Genomic DNA, 23,494 nt, shown 5'->3' with positions numbered 1-23,494 from the left:
CCGAAACAAAGTTTAATCGATAAGCATTAACTTCCATATTAATTTTTGAAGTAGCTAACACTACTTCTATTAAGCATGCATTTTTTTAGTTAGACACAAATTTTGAAAAAATTATCATGAATCACTTGACTTCATATAGTACGTCTCTTTTATTATTAAACAATCTCTTATGTGTCTTTATATTTACCCAGTTTTTGACTTTAGAAAAATTTTTAAGCAAAACTCCAACTAAATTTAATACAATTAAACTAGAAAATGGGCAAAACTAATTTACTCTAAGCAGATAAAAACTTTAGGTTCAGCTTTAACTTTTGCAAACATGTTTACAATTCAAGTTTAATGCCTGTGATTTTTTCGATAAGTTCTAGCTGTTTGTTAACTCTATAAGGTGCTGTTCTATATTTGCCACCTCTTTTAAGACCTTGACCAAGATCTCTTAAACAATGAACAACTGTGTAATAATCAAGTTTATCAGGATTAAGAGATCTTTTCTTTTTATAAGCCCTTAGGTATTTGTCAGTGAAATCATCGAGTTTTTCCCATTCAGATTCTTCTACATGTAATTTAGAGTTGATTGTTAGTATATTTACAGTCAATGCTACATCATGTTCTGCTTCACCTAAGGAAAAATGCCAATCTAGAATGCCATTTACCTGCTTGTCTTTTACGAGAACATTATTTGGATGAAAATCTCCGTGGCAAATTGAAATGTTTGGTAACTCAGGTTGATTGTCATACAACCATTTCTCAATTGACTTATCTTTTATTTGAAGATTTTCTAGAGCAACCCCAATAGGATCAAACAGACACTTATCTAGATAACCTTGCACTCCAAGATAATCTTTTAATGCTCTAAGATCACAATTATGTATTGCGACATGTGTATCTGCAAGCATACTCGGAACTACTTCAGCCGCTTCTTCCCACATAACATGCCCAGCTATGCAATCCATAATTACAAAAGAGCCATTAAAAATCGAAATATCATCAGAAGCTACATGAACCTTTGCTACTGGTATCGATGTCAGAGCAAGTGCTTTTTGAACTTCTGTGTCATAAAAAAAACTTTCTTGATCATATGTAGGATGATTGATTCTAAGTATCATAAAATCATGAATGGTCTTATCTTTGATATTCAATCGAAATTTATATACTCTAGATTCGAAACCTGCAAATATCTGTTGTGGTCTATCCCTATACTCTATGGAATCATCATTGTAATGATCCTGGAGAAAGCTTAAGAGTTTAACTTCAATTGCTTCTAAATCCTTACTTGTTACATTATCCAAATAAAATCCTCCTTTGGTCTCTTGCTTCGATACACCACAAGGGCTATCTGTATATAGAACATATTATACCATGGTCAGTGATTCATTAATATTTTTAAACCATTCTCTACACTTATCTTATCAATAAACAATTGTAAGCCAAAATGTAATTCTTATACCAAAGGGATAAAAGAAAACTTCTGATATTTTGCATTATCAGAAGTTAATAACTGTTATAAACCTTTTTCATTCAAGATACTTCCCCATCAAATGTCGTATGTATCCAGGTGTAGAAGCAAAGTAGCTATCATTAAGAAGCTTTTCTAAATGAGTAAAGGTCTTACTCTTCCTCAACTATTTTATAGATATGTCCTGTATAATCGATGACATAAATCTCACCCTTCTCATCTCTTCCAAATGAGGCTATTTTAAGTTGTGTCTCCAGTAGTTCTTGGACAGTCACTTCTTGCTTTTCATCTAACCACAGACCCCAGATCTTCCCGCTGATAAAATCACCATAAATGTAAACACCATATAAGGCGTCTAGTTTATCTCCATAATAGGTAAAACCTCCAGTTATGGATTTGCCTATAGGATGCTCATACTCCCAAACAGGCGGAATTAAATCGCCAGCGAATTCTAAATTCTTATATACTTTTGTACCTTCATAAATGGACCAACCATAATTACCGCCTGATACAATGATATCTATTTCCTCAACAGCATCTTGTCCTACATCAGCAGCAAGTAATAGATTTCGAACCTTGTCAAAACTAAACTTCCATGGATTTCTGAGACCATAAGCAAAGATCTCCTGCCTTGCTCCCTCAGTCCCAATAAAAGGATTGTCTTCAGGAATGCTATAGCCGTTCTCTTCTACATTTATCCGCAATATCTTACCCAATAAATTACTTAAATCTTGTGCATTGTTTTGAGGATCTCCACCAGAACCACCATCACCACTTGCGATATATAAGTAGCCATCAGGACCAAACTCTAAATGTCCCCCATTATGATTGCTAAAGGGCTGTTTAAAGCTAAGAAGTTCCAAGTGGCTATCCATATCTACAATGCCTTCCTTGACTTCAAGTGAAGCAACAACAGAATCTGTTTTATTGGTATAACTGATAAATATTCTTGGATCTAGAGGGTAACTTGGATGAAATGCAAATCCGAGTAATCCTTTTTCTTGTTTGCTCACATCAATTAGTGACTTCACATCTAAAAAAGTCATTTGAGAGCCATCATTGACGTTTACTTTTAGAACAAGTCCATTTTTCTGAACAATATAAACATAGTCTACTTCTTCACCTTGACTTGTTAAATGAAGAGGTGTAACAAAATCAACCGTATCAAATACTTTCACCAGCTTATAAGTTGCCGGATTAAAGCCTCTTTCGTATAACTTCTCTTGCTCAGTTTTTTCAACAATGACCTCTTCAACTTCCTCTACTTGATCAACTTCTTCAACAGTCGTATTATTAGCTTCCTCAATAGGACTGTTTTCTTCTTGTATTTCATTTGTAGGTTCGCTTATATTTTCTCCTTGACTTGTAAGGGATTCATTTGGGCTTGAACAAGAAACAAGTGCAAATATCACTATAATAACAAAATACTTTATTTTATTCATCTTAATGCCTCCTATTTCATATAGTTACTAACTATCTACCTAATATAAAGCATTTTAAACTTAGATATGAAATCAACAATCAGATTGCTATATCTATTATTAACAATAAAATATTTTTTTTAAGTCCAAACTACAGGAGGTTATCCAGATAACTGGTTTAAAATTTCAGATGCTTAAAAAGGCTAATAATGGGTATATATAAGAGTGGAGAAGGTGATATTATGACAACTCGATTTATGTCCTTAGATAGTTATCACTTACAGCTTCTGAGACAAAATGTATCTAGTATTCGTCAAACCGTAGATTCTTTCAAACAACTAGAAATTGAAAAGGCTTATGAGCCTACAGTTAACAATTATTCTTCCATTTCTCAGATCGGTAAGCAGTTTTCGTCTTACTACCAAGACATAAAAAAAACAGGCAACGAAGATGCCTTAAATGGTCTACGACAAATTGCAATAGACATGTCTACTAATAATGATCCCAATAGATACTTGTCACTCACTGAAGACCTAGACGCCCTCAAAGAAAGCGATTACGATCAATACATCAATTTCTTTGAGACTGCTAACAGCGTGGGAGATCAATACCACGACCTAGGCTCATGGCTTGATACTTTCACGAGCATAGATGATACCGAACAACAAAGTCAGTTTATAGATACATCCAGAGAATTAATAGAATCCGAAGGTTCTGCACTTGAAGTCAATTCTATGTTCTCTGATTTCTTAGAGACCGTTCAAGAAGTCACAGAAGATGAGGATGACTCCACATTGGATGAGTTCTTTAATGAACTATCGGAAAGTAACATCACAGAGGACTATCAAAATATCATTGACACTTATAATGAAAATAACACCGATGCTTCTTAATAAACGCATAGTAATCATGTGTTTATTTTTTTTGCTCTCTTTCTTTAAAACTAACCGAGCTCTTCTAGTCACTGGCAATAGCTATAAAGCTGACATATTATGAATCTTTTTAATTTCACCAGTTTCAGCTTTAAGCAATCCCAATATAAATTAAGATTATAGATGACTCTTACTAATATTAGCTTTTTTTACCAATAGTGTCTGGTTTGCAACGACTTCAAAACCATGTTTAGCATATAAGGCTTGTGCCTTTGAGTTGCCTTTAAGAGCGGACAATGTCATAGTCTCATACCTAGCATCTCCAAATACCACTGATATGGCTCTTTTTAGAAGTTTTTCACCATAACCATTTCCCTGATATTTTGGGTCAACTGCAAGTAACTCAAGTTCGTTGTTGATCACCTCAAGTACACCTAGGAGTGTTTGATCTAGATAGTATCCTAATAAAGTATGATTAGAAGCACTTTCTTTAAATCCTCTGATAGCTGTTTCTTTATTCTTTTCATACCAATTATATGGTTTTAGAGACAGCTCTTTTCTAATCGGCGTAAATGCCTTACCTAACAAGTCTATGTACTTATTTGCCTGATCATGCGAATAAGGAATTAGAGAAATATCGACATTATGTGTAAATACATTTGTCCTGGATAAACTCATATTGAATGACTGATAAAGCATCTTAAACCCCTTTGAATAAAGCTTACTGATGATTTCATGATTATCAGAACAGATAAAAAAGTAAACGTCTTCTTGCTCATTCTCTATATAACTCACTACATGATTAAGAATTGAGTTTTTAAATTCCATGTCTATAGTCTGTTCATAGGCTATTCTTATACCATATCCAGCATCAGATTTCTTAACATACAAAAATCCACTTCCTTCACCTAATACTTGTTCAAAGACTATAGAGCCCATTTCTAATGCCTCAACATACTCATCATATGCATTCAGGGAAATCTTACATAAGTTCTTTTCTTTAATATTATTCATCATATCCTCTTTTTTTGCCATTAATCCTTCATTGATTATGACTAGCTAGCCTTTAAATCCTCTTAACTTATTTTATGATATAGGGATCTTCATATGTACCTTGTCCTTCTAAAGAATCTAACTTGTGTCCAGTAATAACTAATGCTGGTACCACACCAATTTCATCAGATGCTGCAATCCAACTGGCAATATTACCTTCAGGATAGCTCGTTCTTACTGCTACAGCTCTTTGTGGATAAGGTGTTCTTAACCAATTTTCATAATAGTTACCAGAACTCCTTAAGGTATCGAAATCCTTCTTAGCACTTGCAGTAGCTTCTTTTTTGTACTCCAATCCCTGATTCTGAACAAGTTCAGCTAACTCTTGTATAGACAAGAGAAAAACTTTATCCTCTACAAATTCATAGTAAGCTGAATCATAATTCAAAACGGAATTATTTGGTCCTTTGTTCCATACATATTTGTGTAGCTCCTTACCACCAGCTAGTGTTTCAAATGTATCATACGATAGAAGTGTTTTATGACTGACATCTTGTATATATGTTTTTTCCATCTCGGTAAAATTTGATAGGAAACCCGGTTCTGTATCATAAGCTCTTTTACCTGGAAACACACTAGATTTTGTTGGTGAGTTTTTATAAGTTACATGGCCGTCTGCATTTAACCAGGCTCTTAAACTTGACTCTGACCACCTACCGCTTCCAAAAGCCTCAACTCTTTCTGTTTCATCAACTTCTTTATAGGTTTCATTAAAAAAGTCCTTATCTTCATCGTATAAGTTAAGGTTTTCACGAGTATAAAAAACATGACCACTTCCAGCAGCATCAAATGATTTGAAATCAATAATTTTATCTGACCATAAGGTATAATTATATTCATTCACATCAATAACTTGCCATAATATTGCTTCCTCATTATATTGACCATACAATATGTAGTCTCCTACATTTGCATCTAATCTATATTCAGTCTTGTTTTGACAACCGATTAAGATTAAACAAACTAAAACAATTATCACTTTTTTCATTTTTCCTCCCAAGTCCTAATACATTTATCTTGAACAGTCATTTTCTACAGACTATTTGACCAGCTATAACAGTTTTAAAACAAGAAGTCCTTACTCTGAAGTTTCATGACAAGAAACTTATGACCATCATCTATATCTTCACCGCACTCTTTAAAGCCTAGTTTTAAAAATAGCTTCCTAGCAGGTTCATTAGCATGATTCGTCTCAATACAGATTCGCTTAAACATCATGTCTTCAAATAGATACTTAATGATCACCTTTAAGCTCTTAGTGGCAACTCCAGTATGCCAGTAAGACATTTCACCGATTATAATTCCCAACTCAGTCTCACTCTTTTCTGCATCAAAATCAAATATGTTTATGAAACCAATTGGATAGCCAGCTGAATCATCAATCATAAAGTACCTGTATATATTCTGATTCGAAACGTCATTAAACACTTCCGACTCAAAATTAATGCAAAATCTATTACATTCTTCAATTAATGAACTTGCATCATTTGGAAGAACTCTTGGATCAAACTTATTGACTCTCTTATCAACCCACCAATTGAATATGCTAATTAGGTCGCTTTTTTCAATATCCCGGATAGTAATTTGAGAATCCTTAAAATACAACATAATACCCCCCCATTGTATCTTTAGCACACATCATCTAATACAAGATTATCAATCTAAGATGCATGGCCATACCAGTCTTTTACTTTAAACTCATAACTCAAATAAGCCTAATGTTTAATAGTAATTATAAATGATTACAAGACACCTGAAAACTAAGCTTATATAATACTAAAGCTCCTACTAAAGCAAAAAAACAGCCAAAACAATCGAATTTTATGTAATTCAATCATCTCAGCTGTTTCTAAATCGACAAATCAACTCGAAAATATATTTTTCTTTAGTATTACTTTTTACCACTCGATATTAAGTAAGCATCTTTATACTTCTTGTTAAATAAATAGTATTCAACCAACTTCTTATCAATATAACTTAAGTAATGATATTTTCCATTTTCTATGATGCCTTTCTTGAATTCTCTTAACTTTACCAAGTATGTTTTATCAGAAAGATAATCCCTGTTTTCCAATCTATGCTCAATTAAAGACGTCATGCCTAATTCGATGACATGGTCTGCTGTAATTGAAGTCGATATTTTTTCTTTTACATACCAAAGTAGATCTGCTGCCTTTTTCTTATCCTTACTTAAATGATACTCACATTCAATTAAATAATGAGTAACACCGTGTATTTTTCCATCTGAGGCCTTGTCATAATTCTTAGCCAAATTACAGTATTTAAAGAGTGATTCTGAATCTGACTTCATGTATGCAATATTTGCCTTATTAACATAGGAATAATAAATAAAAGAACAAGCATACTCATCTGTTGTTCTTGATGAAGTTATCAACCTGATATTCCTATCATAATAACCTTCTGCTTTTTCATAATCACCTATGATAACATATATTTCACCAAGCGATAGGTTTGCATATGCCAAGCCCCTAAAATTTCCTTCTTCCAAACACAAGTGTAAACTCATCTTAAGAGCTTCTATAGTATCATTATACATGCCTGATGCAATTAGAATCTTGCTCAGTTCTTTATAAAAGCGCCCATGTGGTTCATGTGTTATTGCCTTATCAATAAAATATTTTTGTTCCTCCAACGACTTTGAAGAAATCGATTTTAAGAAATAGAAAAATGCTTGCTGGTCTTTACTTAATAGTTGCTCAATTGAAGTCATTAAATCTTGAATATAAGGAAGCTCATCGTTACTTGACTCATTATAAAGATAATAATGATACTCTATTAGATAGAACTCAACTATAAATGGTGAATATATGTACTTCTCCTTTTTTTTAATTAAATCGCCGAACAAGTCAAATGCACTTCTAAGATCATAAGCATACACATATTCTTTGTATCTATTCAGCTTCTCAATATCAGACTCACCAAAATCTTTAATGCTGCTATATTGTATCCCCAATGCTTCTAACAACAATAGAATCACATCTTCATTTGCATGAATTTCTCCATTCTCGATTTTGCTTAAGTAGGAAGTTGCGCAGATACCTTTAGATAAGGCTGATTGAGTAATATTTAATTTTTTTCGATTTATTTTAATTAATGCTCCTAATGCCAGTAATTGACCTTGCTCGTGGATAATCGATTGAATATTTAAAGCCATTCTTGCAGTACCCTCCTATTCATAAAGTCCTTAATAAACTAGACTCCTAAATCATTTAATCTAAAGTCAAGTCTTTGTTAAATGGTTCTAATCCTGAAAGTTTATATCCTCCATCTTTGATGATTACAATTTTATCATGAGCAACTGTAACAACACTCAGTTCTTTTATTTCTTCAATCCGAAGTGTTAAATCCTTATGAATATAAGTATAGGCTTTGTTAATATCATGAGTTCTCTTTATTGAGATTTCATTATCTTTAGCAATAATTTCCTTACCATTTTGGTTGTATACCTTGATATCTTCCATTTCAGAATATCCAGTGTCTCCAATTGCAAAATGTGGTCCAATTTTTTCCATCAACAAAGGATTAAGCTTATCAAAAAGGTCATAATGCTTTATAACACTATATGCATATGTATTTGTGCCTATAGCAAACTCTCCCATTGGAAGGTTTTCAATTGACTCTAATAAGTTTTCTTTAACATAAAGTCTATTTTTTTCAGTATCCTCAAAGTTATTACAGTTATAATCAGAAACGACGCCATCATCAAACTCTAATTCTAAATGTTTGTAATGCATACCATCTACATAAATACTTGGAAAGTGAATTATACCACTAGTGCCATTTAGTTTTGGTGATGTGAACACCTCTCCTAAAGGTATATTTGCATCCGAACCACAATTAAAGAATAAGGTTTCCTGATTAGGATTATTCAAGTTTTGCATATTTACTTTAATATTGGTTCTATTCCCCCTGCCTCCAACAACATGAATGAATTCAGCTTTATCAAGTTCATTGATTAATATCGACTGTAATCTCTCATTTTCTTCGTTACTCATTTTATTGATATCTATAAAATGTTCAAATACTTCTAGAAAATCTTTATGGATCTCTATACATGGCAATCCCATCAAGCTATAGTTTCTACTCTCCTCAGGTATGTACTTTTCTCTTAATCTGAAGAAACTACTATTCATTGTTTGTTTTATCTTAGCTTGACCATCACTATACTTAGGTTTTACATCAATAAAAGACAAAGGTTTTATAGTTTCTCCGAATCGAACGATTTTAAAATTGCCAGAATATTTAAGAAGCTCCGCTTTGTAAGCTTCAAAAAATTCTGCCATATCCAGCAAATATTCATCTAGATGATCGTCACTTAAATAAAATGCATCATCAGTATTATGATCAAATTCAAATTGATTGTTGATTGGCCCAGGATGTATGTATGCGATATAAGGACGATAACCTCTATCCAAAATTGTATTGTAGAGTATGCGTGTAAATCTTTCTAAGCCTAAAAAAGTATGTATGGCCATGCCAGTTCTAGACCCTCTTTTTAAATTATTTCTAGTAAACGATCTCATATAAGCTTCAAAATAGTATTCAGCAAACTCCTTTAGCTTAATATCAGATATTTGATTGATTGCCTCAACCATCTTTTTATCATCATCAGTTACATGTAAATTCAACTTGTACAAATAATCTGTAGATGATAGATCATCATTAAGAATAACCGATTCAATAAGCTCTCTTTTCATACCATAGTTCATATAAATAAAATGTTTGAGTGTAACACGCTGATATGAATGACTAAATGATTCGAAACTTCTTAGCAGATCATCATAGTTTAGGCTATTTGATCTGTACTTACTTTCGATTTCACCAATAAAAATTTTGTATTTCTCAATAAAACTGTGGTCCACTTCAACTAAGTTGTTACATGGGAGTATGAGTGAATAGATTGTCGATAACAGGATGCCAATTTCTCCAAAGGTCTTGTAGCAGTAGTGAGGATTGGCAAATGAATCAGAATAGTTTTCTTCTAGAAAAACACTGTAAAAGTTCTCATTAAAATGCTTTAGAAGTTCAAGATCATGGAGACTTTTCATTCTATTCTCAATTAATAACACTTGTGTATTTATAGATTTAAAATATTGATTTAAGTTCATCATTCTCTCCTTATACTATTTGCTTAATATCATTCTAACACATGGCATGTGCAACAAATATAGAATCTACGATTTAACTCATACTAGTATGGGTAGCCTCTTTAAATCACATTGCATCTATGTGTATATCAGCATTTTTTTCTACAGCTATTTATGAGCTAAATCTGTAATATTTTAAACTATATATTACAAAAAAGTTTTGAGAAATTAATCTCAAAACTTGATTTTAATACTTTTAGGAGTAATCACAATAGTTTAAGCTTCACTCTATTGACCTAACAAAGTCTTGATCTGATCAGATGCTGACTTCACCGCTTCTTCAGGTGTTTTATGCTCCTTGAAGGCATTTTGTAACTCTACTTGCAAGATGTTGGACAATTCTGCATAGTAAGGCGACTTAGGTCTTGGATAAGCATGTATGATTGCTGGGTACATATCTTCCAAGAAAGGCATAGCTTCCAATACTTCTTCGTTGCTGTAAAGGGTCTTCAAACTTGGAATGTGGCTCAGTTCTTTGGACATCAAGATCTGCGAATACTCGCTGGCTCTGAACTTGGCAAAAGCAACGGCTTCTTCCTTGTGCTCAGAAAATGCCGACACCATGACTTGCCATCCGCCAAGAGTCGAGTAACTTTCGTTGCCCTCGCCACCTGTCGGCAATGCTGCAATCCCGACCTTGTCCACGATTTTTGAGTTTTCAGGATCCTGAGACTTGCTCCATCCTGACGGCCAATCTCTTAGGAATACCATGTTGCCTGAAAAGAAAACATCTCTTGCATCGCCACTACTGAATGTGATGACGCCTTCTGGTGTGATATTCTCAGCATTAATCATATCCACCATTCGTGTAACAGCTGCAACGGATTCCGGCGAATCGAATACCACTTTACTATCTTCGTCCAATACATCGCCACCGTAACTCCATACGAATTCCATTAAGTTACAAGTCAATCCTTCAAACTGTTTCCATGAGCCAGCATACCCAGTCATGTCTCCACCTTCTTTGGACATTATGTATTCCGCTGTTTGAACCAGCTCATCCCAAGTCGTTGGAACAGACTTGTTGTATTTCTCAAGTAAGTCTTTACGGTAATACAACATACCTGTGTCTGTTCTATAAGGAATACCATAATAGTGACCTTGATATAGGTTGGCGTACATAGCGCCAGGTAAGTGGGCATCTATTTCCTCTTCGGTCATATAGTTATCCAAAGGTTCAACCCATCCAGCCGCTGCAAAAATCGATGGCCAGATAACGTCTGCATCAAAAATATCCATCGCCGTGTCTTCAGCCTGTAGCACTTTTGATATCATCGTCAATTTCTCGCTTGTATCCGGTGGCAATTCAATCAAGTTCACTTTCACATTTGGATGTAACTCTTCAAAAGCTTTGATTATGGCATTTCTTTCACCTTTTTCATCCGGATGTGAATAATAGTTCAACTCCACAATTTCTTGTGTTTCTTCAACTGTTTCTATACTTTCTTCTGTCGGTGCCGGGATAGTCGATTCCTGTTGCGAACACCCCGCCACCATACCCAGTGCCAACGCGAGCATCATCAATAACGATACTGGTGATTTAAACTTTTTCAGAGTAGTCCTCCTTTAACTGTAATTACATTTAAGATAATAACGTTTTTTTACATCAACCTAACAACTTTTATTTTTGTTTCTTGTCATACATATCTTTGTCAGCCTTCTTCAAGAGATCTTCCAAGCTTTGATCTTCCCTGCCGTAGTAAATGGCGTAGCCGATGGAGATGCTCAGTTTCTTACTCTCTTGGATCTCATCGATTCCATCCGGCAATGCCAACCACTGACCAATCTGTTTCCTGTAGCTGTCCGTCTGATCCATACTTTGTTGGATTCGACGGATAACCTTTTTCACCGTCTCTTCGTCTATGGCCGGCAATAATATGATAAACTCGTCGCCACCATAGCGAATCAGTATGTCCTCGGCAGATGTCACCGATATAAAGCGTTTGACCACATCTATCAGTATCTTGTCGCCGATGTCATGCCCAAAGGAATCATTGTAATATTTGAAATTATCCAAATCCATAAAGAGGATACCAAAAGCCCCCATGGCTCCTGTCTTAACCTCTTCCATCAATTTGTTGGCTTCCACATTCAACTGACCTCGGTTGAGTATACCTGTCAAGCGGTCCACTGTCGCCTGTTTATAAAGGGCTTCATTTGCCTTGTTTAACTCCATGGTCCGTTCCTCGACAAGGTTCTCTAGTTCCTCGGTATGCAACTGGATGCGTGCCCGCATCTTGTTATAAGCAGCAATCAAGGTCTTTATCTCTTCATTTTCCTGTAGTAAGGACAATTGGCCCTCAAAGGCCTGTTCGTTTTGGGTAGACGCAGTTAACTCCTGTATAGGCTTCACGATACTGGTCGTCAAATAAATGGTGACCCCTATGGCGATGACTAAGGCTAAGCCTGCCGAAATCGCCAGCAAGTCGCCCAAGCCGGCACTCTGATGGAACATGTCCTGTTCTACGAAAGTAATACCTAGTTTCCAACCTGGTGTGTGCTTGACAGTCGCAAAGGTATAGCCACGTTTGACACCGGTTTCGGAATGCCAATAATAGCCGGTCCCCTCATCCCAAGTTAGGATATCTTCAAAATTCTTAGCGTTGCCCAGTTCGTCGTTTCTGGGCAGGTCCTTTATGTTGGTATAGGTTTCAAAAGCCACATCAGGGTGAGCGATGATCATCCCCTCGCGGTCAACGATCCATCCAAAGCTATCACTGATCAGCTTGGTGTTTTCTAGTTCCTTGGACAAGCGCTTAAGGGGAACGCTGGCTTCAACTACCCCGATTAACTCACCCTCCTTGTCTTTCACCGCAACACTGATTTGCACGACGGGCTGTCTGAGGAGAAGGTCCCAAATAGGATCGCCGATATAATAATCAGGTGTGTCAGGTGCAACATGCTTGTAAAAAGCAATCTCCCTAACTCTTTCGTAACCCTTGGCATAAGCCAGAGCCCTGCCTTTGGTGTCTATCAAAAATATGTTTTCAAAAAAGATCCCATCCGCATTCAAATAGTGCTTGATGATCTCATCGACGGCTTCTTTGTCGAAGGCCTGTACGCCATCTTCAATAGCCATCCCCTGCAAAATCACTCGGTGGAACAACAAGCGGTCACCCATTTCCTTAGCGAAAGAGCGTGTATTCTCCATAGCCTGATCTGTCGTTAACTCATTGAATTGTCTTGTGGTGCTATACATAAACATAGCTGATAAAGCTGTAATTGTTATGGTAAACAGCAATATGTATACAAATAAAAATTTACTTCTAATGCTCTTGAACATAGCCGCACCCTCTTCTTTAATCCATGTTATTTTAATACCCAATTTCAGTGGACCTATGCAATAGACAATCCAAATTTGAAATAAGTGTTCCAAATCCATGACATGATTTTTACGATTTGTTTTAATTATACCATCATTGTACAGAAAAATCCTTATTATCAAACTTCTACTTTATTAATCAGCAAGTATTTGATCATTGTCCATTGAAAATAGAAAACTCCCTTTTTAATAAATAGCGATAACTTCTACTACTGATTACAAAGGGAATTTGCTTAATTGCTGTATTTCCAAGTAAATGTGAACTTCCTGAAAAATTAACTCTCGAACCCCAATTATGGGGTTTTTATGCTTTTGAGGACAAGAAATCTAGTATTTCATCTAAACTTTTGTCGCTCTTTTCAAATGCATTAATCAGTTCCTTGCTTTCTAAATCATGCTTCTTTTTCATCAATGTTTTCAGATCATTTAGAGCTGCCTCGTATCTATCCTTTATTTTCAAAACTACTTCTTTTTGCTTTTCAATTTTCTCGTCGATTGTTATCTGTCTTCTTGCCATTTTCCTCTCCTTACTCCACTAAGTTTATTTTTTCATTGATGCCAATTGCTTGATCTCTAATATTTCGCTCGGTCATATCAAATGCTTTTAGTATTTTCTTTTGGGTTGCAGTTACTGCATGGCCTAATCTATAAGTTCCATCTATTTGYCGTATCATCTCTATCTTTTCAAGCTCTTTAAGTGCTGCTGGAACAGTCATATAGTTATTCTTTTTATTGTTCTTCTGCATTTGATCYTTTAGATGCAAATAAAACTTATTCCTGATTATCAGCGCCACAAACTCTATAAAAATCTTATTATTAATTGACTCATTCCCATGAACTCTAAGACTTCTATTACCCAAGTATGATTTATCACCTCTAAAAAGTTTTTCTGAACCATCACGACTTTTATAAAAATCTATTGCTTCTTCTGCAGTCATCTCTTCTGACGTTATTATTATAAAATAGCCACAAAGCTTGATTTCACTGTCTATCACGTCTTGTTTTTCTCTTGCAAACATAAAAGTTTTTTTGTCATTTTCTTCATGATAAATTGGATCAAAGTATCGGCAGAAAGAACTTGGACACTCAAAACCAGTTTTTCCTTCTTGCTGTTTTAAATACTCTGCCATTCGATCTATCTTGTCTTCTAACTCTTCTCGCTCAGCAACTCGCTTTCGTTCGTTATAATAAATATGAAAAAATCTATCTTTTTCATCTGATGGAAATAATCTTTCTTTTATTGTAGTACCACTCAGTTTATGACCACGGATACTACTGCTTCGATTCTCTTCAAATGTACCCTTCACTTCTATTACTAACTGACTAGCATACCTCTTCATTCCTTTCATCATAATAATAAACTCATAACCATGCTTATCCATATAACGAATATTTTCTTTAGAGAAATAACCTCTGTCTAAGATGAAACCTACATGTTTGTATCCATATCCARCACTTTTCTCTAACATATACTGTAACTGCGATACATCAACGATACTCCCTGGATACATCTCATAAAAAACTGGTTCACGGTTGTTTGTATCATAGGCTATAGAGTAGTTAAAAATCGGCTTATTTTTATCATCTTTTGCATGACCTATCTCAACAAAATCTACATCACCAGCCTGACAATTTTTGTTCGTAGAATCATATGATATGTATATTTTTTCTCTATGGTCTTTTCTTGCATTCCATCTATTAAGAAACTCAATACTTTGATCTTTCTTTAATCCATTGATAAAGGATGATACTTTAGAATCGCTATATATGCGCATTTTATCGGTAAATAAAGGATGGTTGTATGCATAATCTGGATAATACTGACCAGCATTGTTTTCAGCAATAATACTATAAATTGCTAGATCTAAGAATAGACCACTTTCTTTTCCTATAAGTTCAGATAACATCTCTTCTAATTTATATTCTGTTATTATCTTTCTAAGAACCATAAATGCTCCAACCCTAAGACAACCACTTCTAAAAGACTTATCTTTCTCATCTGGTAACGTAGCCTCTGAAACATAAACCATATAATTTTTATTTGGAAACATCATAGAAGAATCATCTTCACAAGCTTTTCCGATTGTTGTACTTTTGGGTACGCTATACTTTTTTTCGGGGTGATAAACTCTATCTAGTTGATAATAAATATATGTTGTTCCTTTAATTTTTTTACGTGTAATTTTGCCTTTTTCTCTTGGTATTTTTACTCTAACATCAGAATACATAGCGCCTCCTTTTATAGAGAGTTAATTAACTCTCTATAATCATATCATATCTAGGCAAAATAAGCAATAAAAAAACGTCTACTTCGGCTAAAAATAGACGTTTAAAAGGTATTTATATAACTTCATTTTGCTTCTAGAGTTAATTTATTAGGAAATTCACAATAAATCATCTGATTCATAGTTCATTTTTGTTTTGTTAATTATTTACTTTCGACAGCCCCTTTATGAAAATTTCAATTAAGTTTATTACAAACTTATAGCAGTCATTACACTTACTTATTTGTTGAGTCTATAACCAGCTCCCCAAATGGTCTCAATTAAATTTAATTCTTTTGAGTCCTTTAATTTTTCTCTAATTCGATTGATATGAACAATTACTGTAGCACTATCACCAATAAAATCATAACCCCATATTTTTTCAAATAGCTGATCTTTTGAAAAGACAATATTGGCATTTTCAGCAAGAAATTTCAAGAGTTCAAACTCCTTATTTGCAAGTTTTATTTCTTCTTTTCCTATATATACCTTCCAACTCATAGGTTCAATTCTAATATCTCCAATTTCAACAATATCAACTGAAATCTTTTTTTTCACTAACCTCTGATACCTTTGTATATGAGACTTAACTCTTGCCACTAACTCTGCTGGATCAAAAGGTTTTATAATATAATCATCCGCACCCAAACCTAACCCTCTAATTTTATCAATCGATTCAGTTTTGGCTGTAACCATCAATATAGGTATATCAATTTTTTCACGTATCGCTTTACAAATTTCATAACCATTTACACCTGGAACCATAACATCAAGTATAATAAGGTCGAATTTGCCTTCTAACGCAATATTTATTGCGTTTAAACCATCATATAAAACCTCAACATCATAATCATTAATCTCCAAATAATCTTGCTCTAGCATTGCAATATCATAATCATCTTCGATCACTAAAATCTTATACATTTAGACCTCCTTATAACTTGGCAAATATACTTCTACAACAAAACCATTATTATTATATGCATCTATTCTCCCACCATGTCGTTCTATTATTTGCTGGCAGAGATACAAGCCTAAACCACTTCCTTCGATGGAGTTGTTTCTTGATTCATCGCCTCTGTAGAACTGTTCAAATACCTTCTTTATTTTTTCCTCATTCATGCCAAGTCCATTATCAGCAATCGTTAGAACAATAAAATCATCATTCACATCTAGCGATACATCAACTTCAATGCTTTCTACTAAGCTATATTTGATACTATTCTCGACAATATTTGTGATAACTCGATGAAACTGATTAGGATCTATTTCACATAATAGTTGATTCTCAGTTTGACTAAAAGTGAATTTCACTTTATCTATAAAATCTTCTTGCTTCGATTCCACAAGATGTCTTACAACAGATCTAAGATCAATTACTTCAAAGTTAAAAGGCATTTTTTTAGATTCAATTTTAGAGTAGAAATACAATTGATTGATTAACTGTTCCATTTCCTCAGCTTTTTTATATGATATTTCTATATATTTACTTCTTTTTTCTGGAGTATTAGCGACACCATCTTTCATTCCCTTTAAGAAGCCTTTAATCGAAGTCAGTGGTGTTCTCAAATCATGAGATATTCCTGAAACCATGTCCGTTCTGGCCTTATCATAAGCAGTGTTCTTTTGCATTTCCTTAAGTAAATACTGTTGCATCTCATTAAATGTACTACATAACTTTTCAAATTCAAGTTCACCAGAATACTCTATTGTTTCAGTAAAGTCATCTTGTTCTATTCTTTTTACGCCTGCCATAAGCAAATCTACTGGTTTCATTATTCTTTTTACCATTTTGTTAGTAAAAATATAACTGACAATCATTAATGAAAAAATCAACAATACACCTAAAATCAAGAAATTTATAATAAATAGCTGTATCGTTTCTGTATTTACATTAATTACTTCTTTCTGGTTATATCCCTTAACAGCATAAATACTTATAACTTTATCATCATAAGATACATTTCTTCTTAATATAGTCCAAGCATCTCTTTGATATATTGAATATTCTTTATGAGCGGATTTCAATGTAAAAAAAGATTCAGCTAATCTCCCCAGCTCTTTTCTAGTTTCAAATACCAAATCATTCCCATCTATTACAGCTAGATCATAATCATATAAACTTAGTTCATCCTTTATAGAATTCCAATCTCTCTCAATGTTGTTTTCTAATATTGCATGGACATAAAAAAGATTGGTATCGATATTTTCATCATTTCCTAAAGATCTAAGTAAATCTCTACTGAATAATGCAACAACAGCAAAAATAATCGTAAAAAATGTAATTAGTGAAACTAAAACAATAAATGCATTTGATTTTTGTATTAATTTTCTTATTGTCATTTTTCCTCCAATTGATAAGCATTCACTCACAAATAAAAATTTTTCAGTTACTAAAACTCTGATATTCATTGCCAGTATAAAAGTAAATAAAAGAAATACTATTAAGTATCGGTGTTTGTAGGTTTATATACCCTTATCTCAACAGAATAATTAAAATCATCCAGCCAACATTCACAATGTTAGTCGCTAACAGCTCAAGCACTATCACATTTGAATCAATTATATTTTAATGTGTTACATTGTTATTAATTGATTAAATACGGCATTAAGTCCAAAACTGTAAGTAGCTATACTAAATGGTTTCATTAACAATATGATACTTGTGTATTTCTTGAAAGTTATCTTTGTTAAACCAGCCAGATAACATAATAAATCATCCGGAGCTATTGGAATAAAGATCATGAACGCAAACCATTTGTCAAAGTTTTTCAAATTATTAATTATCCTTTTATACTTATCATAATCTTTCGGCTTAGTTAATCTCTTCACTATTTCAGAACCATACCTTCTGGACAAGAGAAATGCAATCAGCGATCCGAGTGCTATGCCTACATAATTATATATAAATCCAAAAATCGGACCATAAAATATCACACCTACAAGACACCCTAGACTTCCAGGCAATATTGGAATTACAACTGATACTGCTTGAATAACAATAAAAACAATTATAGAATATACTCCAAACTGCGCTAAAAAAGTATTCATCTTTTCTTCTGATGTAAACAATTCCTCTGAATAACAATATGCCATAAATGCAATACAAAGAATTAACCCAAAAACTGTTGCGATGTTCATGATATTGTTTTTATTCATTTTAACCTCCAAAAGCTAAATCCATTCCTCAACAGATACAAATCTCTTTTTACGATTATGCTCAATCAAAATCTTATGATATAGCTTATTCCATTGTCTTGACACATTTTCCCTTGAGTAATATGCATTACCTAGTCTAGATTTACTCATTGCAGTTTCATAAAATACATTATCATTTTTCAATGTTCTTATTTTATTTGAAAAAGTATTATTATCACCTTCAATGTAAAAGCCATCTAAAATCTCCTTATATATATCTAGATTCCGCAATAAAATAGGGATATTCACACTCATAGCTTCTAAAATTGCCATTGGAAATAATTCGTTATATGATGGCATAAATAATACATTTGAAACATTATATACGCCATTCATTTCTGAGCGATCAATGATTCCAAGAAATTTTACATTCGAAGGTGGAGATTCTACAATTTGCTTAAGTTCATGATATCCATCTGTAATAGCTCCAAAGGAAAAACCGCCAGCCCAAACAAATTGAATGTCAGGATTTTTACTTGCTACATCAATAAAATCTAGAATTCCTTTTCTAGTTTGGACTTGCCCAACACCGAGTACAGTAAATTTATTTTCCAACTTATATTTAGTCCTATATTTTTGAACAATGTCGTTGTCCAAAGGATAAAATTCTTTTTCAGACACATAATTGGGGATACTAGATACTTTATCTGGATTAATCCCATACGCAACTAATTTTTCTTCAAAATATGGATTAACAGTAACCAAATGGTCCATTCTCTTATAGAAACTGAGTATATATTTATCAAAAATTTTTCTTACCATACTAGGCAATTTCAAACTGCCATCAATTGTCTCTGGAAGAAAATGTACAAATCCAAGTTTTACACCTGAACTCTTTGTGTAACTATGGATATAATGTTTCAAATCTATTGTATGATAATGAGTAATATCACTTGTTCCATCAGCATTTACCTTAACATGGAAATCATCCAACTCTCTAACTAAGGCTACCGTTTCTAAATATGCAGACCCAACTCCCTGTCCTTTTACTTTGTCTGCACTTGATTTCATATTAATAGTTATCATAAGTTCTCCTTTTCATTGATTTTATGTTAAATGATACTCCTAAGAATGATAGATTATCTGTAAGAACGTAACTTCCTTTTTCAAAACATATGCCATAAATTTAAAACTATTTTACTTTAACATCTAAAGGCAAATCACACTTTAAAACCTATATGGTTCGATATTTATATATTTACATCATTTATCATATTCTTTTATTAACTTTTAGTATTTCATTATCATGCTGCAAATCTTTTTATAGATTTTCCTCTAATTACTTGAAGGTAAAGTCTTTCCATTGCAATTGCAAAAGCTTCCTTTGAAAATTCTCTAGAATAATCAAGAGCATTTTTAGCCATGAAACTTTTTTTTGTTTCGTTATCTAAAACAAGATTTGCATAGTATTCAAAATCTTCAAAAGTCTCATATTGAAATCCATTAAAATGATCCATTATTACATTATCAAGGCATCTATCTTTCCTACATAGTGCCGGGGTTCCACAAGCCAAAGACTCAAAATAAGTTAATCCTTGAGTCTCACTTGTCGATGCACTAATAAATAAGTCAGCTAACTGATAGTATTCATGTACATTATCAGGTTTAACTTTGCCAGTAAACTTAATTCTGTTCTCTAATTTATGGATTTTGACTATCTCCTCAAGTTTAGGACGTTGCGGCCCATCTCCAACAATCAAAAGAGTAATTTTTTTATTACTCATTTGATGAACAAACTGTATAAGTTCGTTTACATTTTTTTCTTGAGCCAATCGGCCCAAGAATAACATAATAAAATGATCTTCAGGAATACTATACATTTTTCTCATCAATCTTTTTTCATTATCTGTTATCACATCTTTGTTGTTAAAATCAACTCCTGTAGGCACAACTTTTATAGGTTTACTTACCTTGTAATCAATAAGAATATCTTTCACTTTACTAGTTGGTGCAATAACCAGATCATTAGAATTCATTATCAACTTAGATATTTGTCGAATAATTAGCTTATTAAAGGATTTTCTACCTTTAATATAATGAGCATAATCTTCATATATCGTGTGATAAGTATGCACTTGAGGAATTGACAGTTTTTTTGCAATTTTCTTTGCTATATAATAAGTATTTACTTCTGATTGCGAGTGTATTATATCTGGAGACCATTCAATAATTTGATTTATGATATTCCTACCAAAAGATTTAATCATTCTCGCATCAGGATACACTTTATCTAAACCAAAAGATTTCAAGTAATAAACATTTTCCAGTTCAATATGCTTTGATTGTTTCAGAGTTAAAACCTTAACATCATGTCCAAGATATTTCAGTTCGTTATACAAACTTAGTACCGAAGTAACAACACCATTAATTGTTGGTAAATAACAATCAGTTGTAATCAATATTTTCATACGTATCTCCTCTTTTCTTACTTTATATATTAATGAGTCGCCCTAAACTGGGTATTTTTAAAAAATAAACAAAACATAAACTATGATAAGCAAAAAAAGACATCGTGAAAACCACGATGTCTCAAGATATTTATTATTTAACCGTCCACAAACTAATCCTATTTCACATCTACTTTTTTGAAATGAAAAAGTCCTCCAGATACCGATAATATAACATATGAAGCTGCAGTAATACATCCTGTAAATAGTATATTTGTCTCTAAAGGAACTGACATAACTGCATTAATTGTACCTTCCAATGATAGGCTTGTCACTGTAACACCATAGCTGCTTAATAAGAAGCTTATCACAGTTAGCAAAACAGGTACTAAAACAACTATACAAATATTTATTGATATTACACTTGCACTATTTCTAGCTGAAAAACCTACTGCTACAAATAATGTGGTATAGGCCATAAATAGTAGCCACGTAACAAATAACATACTCATTAAATCCATTATAGCAATTGTAGAATATCCAATGAGAATAGAGCCTAGAACGTATAATGTAGTATTTAACGCAATGAAGATGATTGTTACAGCTAAATAAGATACTAGTAATTTTACAATAAAAACACTCGTTCGAGATGCTCCTTTCGAAATATAATTTTTCATTGTTCCATACTGAAACTCACTTGAGACAAAAATAGAAGTAAAGATAGCCGCTACTATAGATAAAGCAGGAATTCCATAACTAAAATCCATTAAATCCACTGCTGTCATTGACAACTGCTCGGTTGTTGCATCAACATCAGATGCATTCTCACTAAATGCAAATGCTAAACCAAAAGCAAATAGAACCACTATTAATATACTTACCCAAAATGCTTTTGATTTTTTTAACTTGTATAATTCAGATTTGAACATCATCATGCAATATTACCTCCTACTAACGTCATAAAATATTCTTCCAAGTTTTGGTCTTGTACAGAAATCGATTTTACATCGATATTATTGTTCACCATCAATCTAACGATTTCAGGACATTTATTAGCATCTTCAAATATAATTAGGTCATCATTATCCTGATCTGTTTTGATTGTTATATGTTCATGCAACAGCTTCAATGCTTCTTTTGGCTCATTAACATTCAACCTAATCCCTTTTCCCCCCTTAGAGTTCAACTCTTCGTTACTAAACTCCTTTATAAGTTGTCCCTGGCTGATTACACCATATCTTGTTGCGAGTTTTGATAACTCATCTAAAATATGGCTAGATACTAAAATCGTTAATCCTAACTCCATATTCAATTTTAGTAATAAATCTCTGATTTCTTTTATGCCTAAAGGATCTAGCCCATTCATCGGCTCATCGAGAATCAAAAATTCTGGCTCGCCTAACAATGCAATAGCAATCATCAAACGTTGTTTCATTCCAAGCGAAAAATCCTTTGCTTTTTTATTTTCTGTTTGTGATAATCCTACCAAATACAATAAATCTGAAATAACTTTGTTTTTTCCTAATCCAAGTAGCTTGCTATATACCATCATATTCTCGGTTGCTGTCATATGAGGATATAAAGCTGGGCTTTCTATTGTACAACCCATTCGCCTTCTCGCAAGCTCAAGATTATCACCCTCAAACAATTCAATGGTCCCAGATGATGGTTTTGCTAGACCACTTATCATCCTCATGAAGGTTGTTTTTCCAGCTCCGTTTTGTCCAATCAAGCCATAAATATCACCCTTAAAGATATTTATATTTACTTCATTTACAGCCTTTTGATCTCCGAAGACTTTACTTAGTCCATGTGTCCTTAAAACCTTTTTCATAATCTCTCCTTATAATAATCTAAAAATGTAATGAGTTACATGTTCTTGACCTCTATCATAGGTCTATTTTAGTATTCACGAATAAACTCAAGCTTACCGAAATATAAACAGTTAATAAATCATACTTATAATATTAATACTTCTTCCGTTAATCTTGTACTTGGCACATTGAATACATCAAGCAACAAACATATAAGATAATACAATTACTTACAGAAATACTGAAATTGCATCTGATATTTTGTAGTTTTCATCTTCGTATAATAACTATTACTATCATTATTATTCACGTAAAAAACCATGCGGGAGTATGTTGTTTCTGCCTAATAGATTTGTCATTGCCTAGCTCATAGGCATTGTCTTTAATCATGTATATTTGCTCTCTTGATTTGTCATAGTTTATATAATAGACTTACATAAAATTATATGTAAGTAGGTGAAAAGGAAAAACACCACTATACGAAAGCCTCCCGGGAAGTTGGTTTTTCATATAATGGTGTCTCCAAAACTATGGTTATC

19 protein-coding genes are annotated in these 23,494 nt (G+C 33.2%); 1 reads left to right on the top strand and 18 read right to left on the bottom strand.

Translation table 11 applies throughout. The annotated features are described in order from the left end of the window. Window positions 1–323: 323 nt before the first annotated feature. Both EZV73_RS27895 and EZV73_RS27890 read right to left on the bottom strand, forming a co-directional pair. Window positions 324–1,289, bottom strand: a complete 966-nt coding sequence (locus EZV73_RS27895) for a phosphotransferase family protein (protein WP_240843870.1) — start codon at window positions 1,287–1,289, stop codon at window positions 324–326. A gap of 319 nt (window positions 1,290–1,608) precedes the next feature. Next, entirely contained in the window at window positions 1,609–2,898 is a 1,290-nt protein-coding gene (locus EZV73_RS27890; RefSeq protein ID WP_240843869.1) for a sorbosone dehydrogenase family protein, read from the bottom strand. 221 nt (window positions 2,899–3,119) lie between these two features. Here EZV73_RS27890 and EZV73_RS27885 point away from each other — a divergent pair, with 221 nt between their 5' ends. After that, window positions 3,120–3,770, top strand: coding sequence for a hypothetical protein (locus EZV73_RS27885; protein ID WP_240843868.1), 651 nt, complete (start codon window positions 3,120–3,122; stop codon window positions 3,768–3,770). Window positions 3,771–3,926: 156 nt separating this feature from the next. Here EZV73_RS27885 and EZV73_RS27880 read toward each other — a convergent pair whose 3' ends face one another. The 16 genes from EZV73_RS27880 to EZV73_RS27805 form a co-directional block, all read right to left on the bottom strand. Then, entirely contained in the window at window positions 3,927–4,763 is an 837-nt protein-coding gene (locus EZV73_RS27880; protein WP_240843867.1) for a GNAT family N-acetyltransferase, read from the bottom strand. A 67-nt stretch (window positions 4,764–4,830) separates the two neighbouring features. Further along, entirely contained in the window at window positions 4,831–5,790 is a 960-nt protein-coding gene (locus EZV73_RS27875; protein WP_240843866.1) for a DUF6273 domain-containing protein, read from the bottom strand. A gap of 74 nt (window positions 5,791–5,864) precedes the next feature. Beyond that, window positions 5,865–6,410, bottom strand: coding sequence for a GNAT family N-acetyltransferase (locus EZV73_RS27870; protein ID WP_240843865.1), 546 nt, complete (start codon window positions 6,408–6,410; stop codon window positions 5,865–5,867). Window positions 6,411–6,693: 283 nt separating this feature from the next. After that, window positions 6,694–7,977: a helix-turn-helix domain-containing protein gene (locus tag EZV73_RS27865; RefSeq protein WP_240843864.1), complete on the bottom strand. Its 1,284-nt coding sequence runs from the start codon at window positions 7,975–7,977 to the stop codon at window positions 6,694–6,696. A gap of 55 nt (window positions 7,978–8,032) precedes the next feature. Then, a complete protein-coding gene (locus tag EZV73_RS27860) occupies window positions 8,033–9,931 on the bottom strand; it encodes an aminopeptidase (protein ID WP_240843863.1) in 1,899 nt (632 codons plus the stop codon). Window positions 9,932–10,198: 267 nt separating this feature from the next. Next, on the bottom strand, window positions 10,199–11,467 hold the full coding sequence (locus tag EZV73_RS27855) for an ABC transporter substrate-binding protein (RefSeq protein WP_240843871.1): 1,269 nt from the start codon (window positions 11,465–11,467) through the stop codon (window positions 10,199–10,201). A 124-nt stretch (window positions 11,468–11,591) separates the two neighbouring features. Beyond that, the gene (locus EZV73_RS27850) at window positions 11,592–13,253 is read right to left on the bottom strand and encodes a sensor domain-containing diguanylate cyclase (RefSeq protein ID WP_240843862.1); all 1,662 of its coding nucleotides are present in this window, start codon (window positions 13,251–13,253) and stop codon (window positions 11,592–11,594) included. Window positions 13,254–13,596: 343 nt separating this feature from the next. Next, window positions 13,597–13,809, bottom strand: a complete 213-nt coding sequence (locus EZV73_RS27845) for a hypothetical protein (RefSeq protein ID WP_240843861.1) — start codon at window positions 13,807–13,809, stop codon at window positions 13,597–13,599. Between the two features lie 10 nt (window positions 13,810–13,819). Beyond that, complete coding sequence (locus tag EZV73_RS27840; protein ID WP_240843860.1) at window positions 13,820–15,520, bottom strand: transposase; 1,701 nt, start codon at window positions 15,518–15,520, stop codon at window positions 13,820–13,822. Between the two features lie 276 nt (window positions 15,521–15,796). Beyond that, a complete protein-coding gene (locus EZV73_RS27835) occupies window positions 15,797–16,480 on the bottom strand; it encodes a response regulator transcription factor (protein WP_240843859.1) in 684 nt (227 codons plus the stop codon). Then, window positions 16,481–17,899 (bottom strand): cell wall metabolism sensor histidine kinase WalK, encoded by a 1,419-nt coding sequence (locus EZV73_RS27830; RefSeq protein ID WP_240843858.1) that lies wholly within the window; start codon window positions 17,897–17,899, stop codon window positions 16,481–16,483. It abuts the gene before it with no gap. 234 nt (window positions 17,900–18,133) lie between these two features. Next, complete coding sequence (locus tag EZV73_RS27825) at window positions 18,134–18,715, bottom strand: TVP38/TMEM64 family protein (protein ID WP_240843857.1); 582 nt, start codon at window positions 18,713–18,715, stop codon at window positions 18,134–18,136. Window positions 18,716–18,730: 15 nt separating this feature from the next. Continuing rightward, window positions 18,731–19,780, bottom strand: coding sequence for a glycosyltransferase family 4 protein (locus EZV73_RS27820; protein ID WP_240843856.1), 1,050 nt, complete (start codon window positions 19,778–19,780; stop codon window positions 18,731–18,733). Window positions 19,781–19,998: 218 nt separating this feature from the next. Further along, window positions 19,999–21,162, bottom strand: coding sequence for a glycosyltransferase (locus EZV73_RS27815; RefSeq protein WP_240843855.1), 1,164 nt, complete (start codon window positions 21,160–21,162; stop codon window positions 19,999–20,001). Between the two features lie 158 nt (window positions 21,163–21,320). After that, complete coding sequence (locus EZV73_RS27810; protein WP_240843854.1) at window positions 21,321–22,076, bottom strand: ABC transporter permease subunit; 756 nt, start codon at window positions 22,074–22,076, stop codon at window positions 21,321–21,323. Then, the gene (locus EZV73_RS27805; RefSeq protein WP_240843853.1) at window positions 22,073–22,975 is read right to left on the bottom strand and encodes an ATP-binding cassette domain-containing protein; all 903 of its coding nucleotides are present in this window, start codon (window positions 22,973–22,975) and stop codon (window positions 22,073–22,075) included. The genes EZV73_RS27810 and EZV73_RS27805 overlap by 4 nt, the downstream gene beginning before the upstream one ends. Between the last annotated feature and the right edge of the window lie 519 nt (window positions 22,976–23,494).

The organism is Acidaminobacter sp. JC074 (assembly GCF_022496765.1).
Taxonomy (GTDB): domain Bacteria; phylum Bacillota; class Clostridia; order Peptostreptococcales; family Acidaminobacteraceae; genus JABXKX01.
The sequence above is the reverse complement of the archived record's forward strand: the minus strand, read 5'-3'. Positions and strand labels throughout refer to the sequence as shown.

Bases quoted from the DNA above. Each gene is read 5' to 3' on its own strand.
- EZV73_RS27890 (WP_240843869.1), bottom strand. From the start codon at position 2,898: ATGAATAAAATAAAGTATTTTGTTATTATAGTGATATTTGCACTTGTT.
- EZV73_RS27885 (WP_240843868.1), top strand. From the start codon at position 3,120: ATGACAACTCGATTTATGTCCTTAGATAGTTATCACTTACAGCTTCTG.
- EZV73_RS27880 (WP_240843867.1), bottom strand. From the start codon at position 4,763: ATGAATAATATTAAAGAAAAGAACTTATGTAAGATTTCCCTGAATGCA.
- EZV73_RS27875 (WP_240843866.1), bottom strand. From the start codon at position 5,790: ATGAAAAAAGTGATAATTGTTTTAGTTTGTTTAATCTTAATCGGTTGT.
- EZV73_RS27870 (WP_240843865.1), bottom strand. From the start codon at position 6,410: ATGTTGTATTTTAAGGATTCTCAAATTACTATCCGGGATATTGAAAAA.
- EZV73_RS27865 (WP_240843864.1), bottom strand. From the start codon at position 7,977: ATGGCTTTAAATATTCAATCGATTATCCACGAGCAAGGTCAATTACTG.
- EZV73_RS27860 (WP_240843863.1), bottom strand. From the start codon at position 9,931: ATGAACTTAAATCAATATTTTAAATCTATAAATACACAAGTGTTATTA.
- EZV73_RS27855 (WP_240843871.1), bottom strand. From the start codon at position 11,467: ATGGTGGCGGGGTGTTCGCAACAGGAATCGACTATCCCGGCACCGACA.
- EZV73_RS27850 (WP_240843862.1), bottom strand. From the start codon at position 13,253: ATGTTCAAGAGCATTAGAAGTAAATTTTTATTTGTATACATATTGCTG.
- EZV73_RS27845 (WP_240843861.1), bottom strand. From the start codon at position 13,809: ATGGCAAGAAGACAGATAACAATCGACGAGAAAATTGAAAAGCAAAAA.
- EZV73_RS27835 (WP_240843859.1), bottom strand. From the start codon at position 16,480: ATGTATAAGATTTTAGTGATCGAAGATGATTATGATATTGCAATGCTA.
- EZV73_RS27830 (WP_240843858.1), bottom strand. From the start codon at position 17,899: ATGACAATAAGAAAATTAATACAAAAATCAAATGCATTTATTGTTTTA.
- EZV73_RS27825 (WP_240843857.1), bottom strand. From the start codon at position 18,715: ATGAATAAAAACAATATCATGAACATCGCAACAGTTTTTGGGTTAATT.
- EZV73_RS27820 (WP_240843856.1), bottom strand. From the start codon at position 19,780: ATGATAACTATTAATATGAAATCAAGTGCAGACAAAGTAAAAGGACAG.
- EZV73_RS27815 (WP_240843855.1), bottom strand. From the start codon at position 21,162: ATGAAAATATTGATTACAACTGATTGTTATTTACCAACAATTAATGGT.
- EZV73_RS27810 (WP_240843854.1), bottom strand. From the start codon at position 22,076: ATGATGATGTTCAAATCTGAATTATACAAGTTAAAAAAATCAAAAGCA.
- EZV73_RS27805 (WP_240843853.1), bottom strand. From the start codon at position 22,975: ATGAAAAAGGTTTTAAGGACACATGGACTAAGTAAAGTCTTCGGAGAT.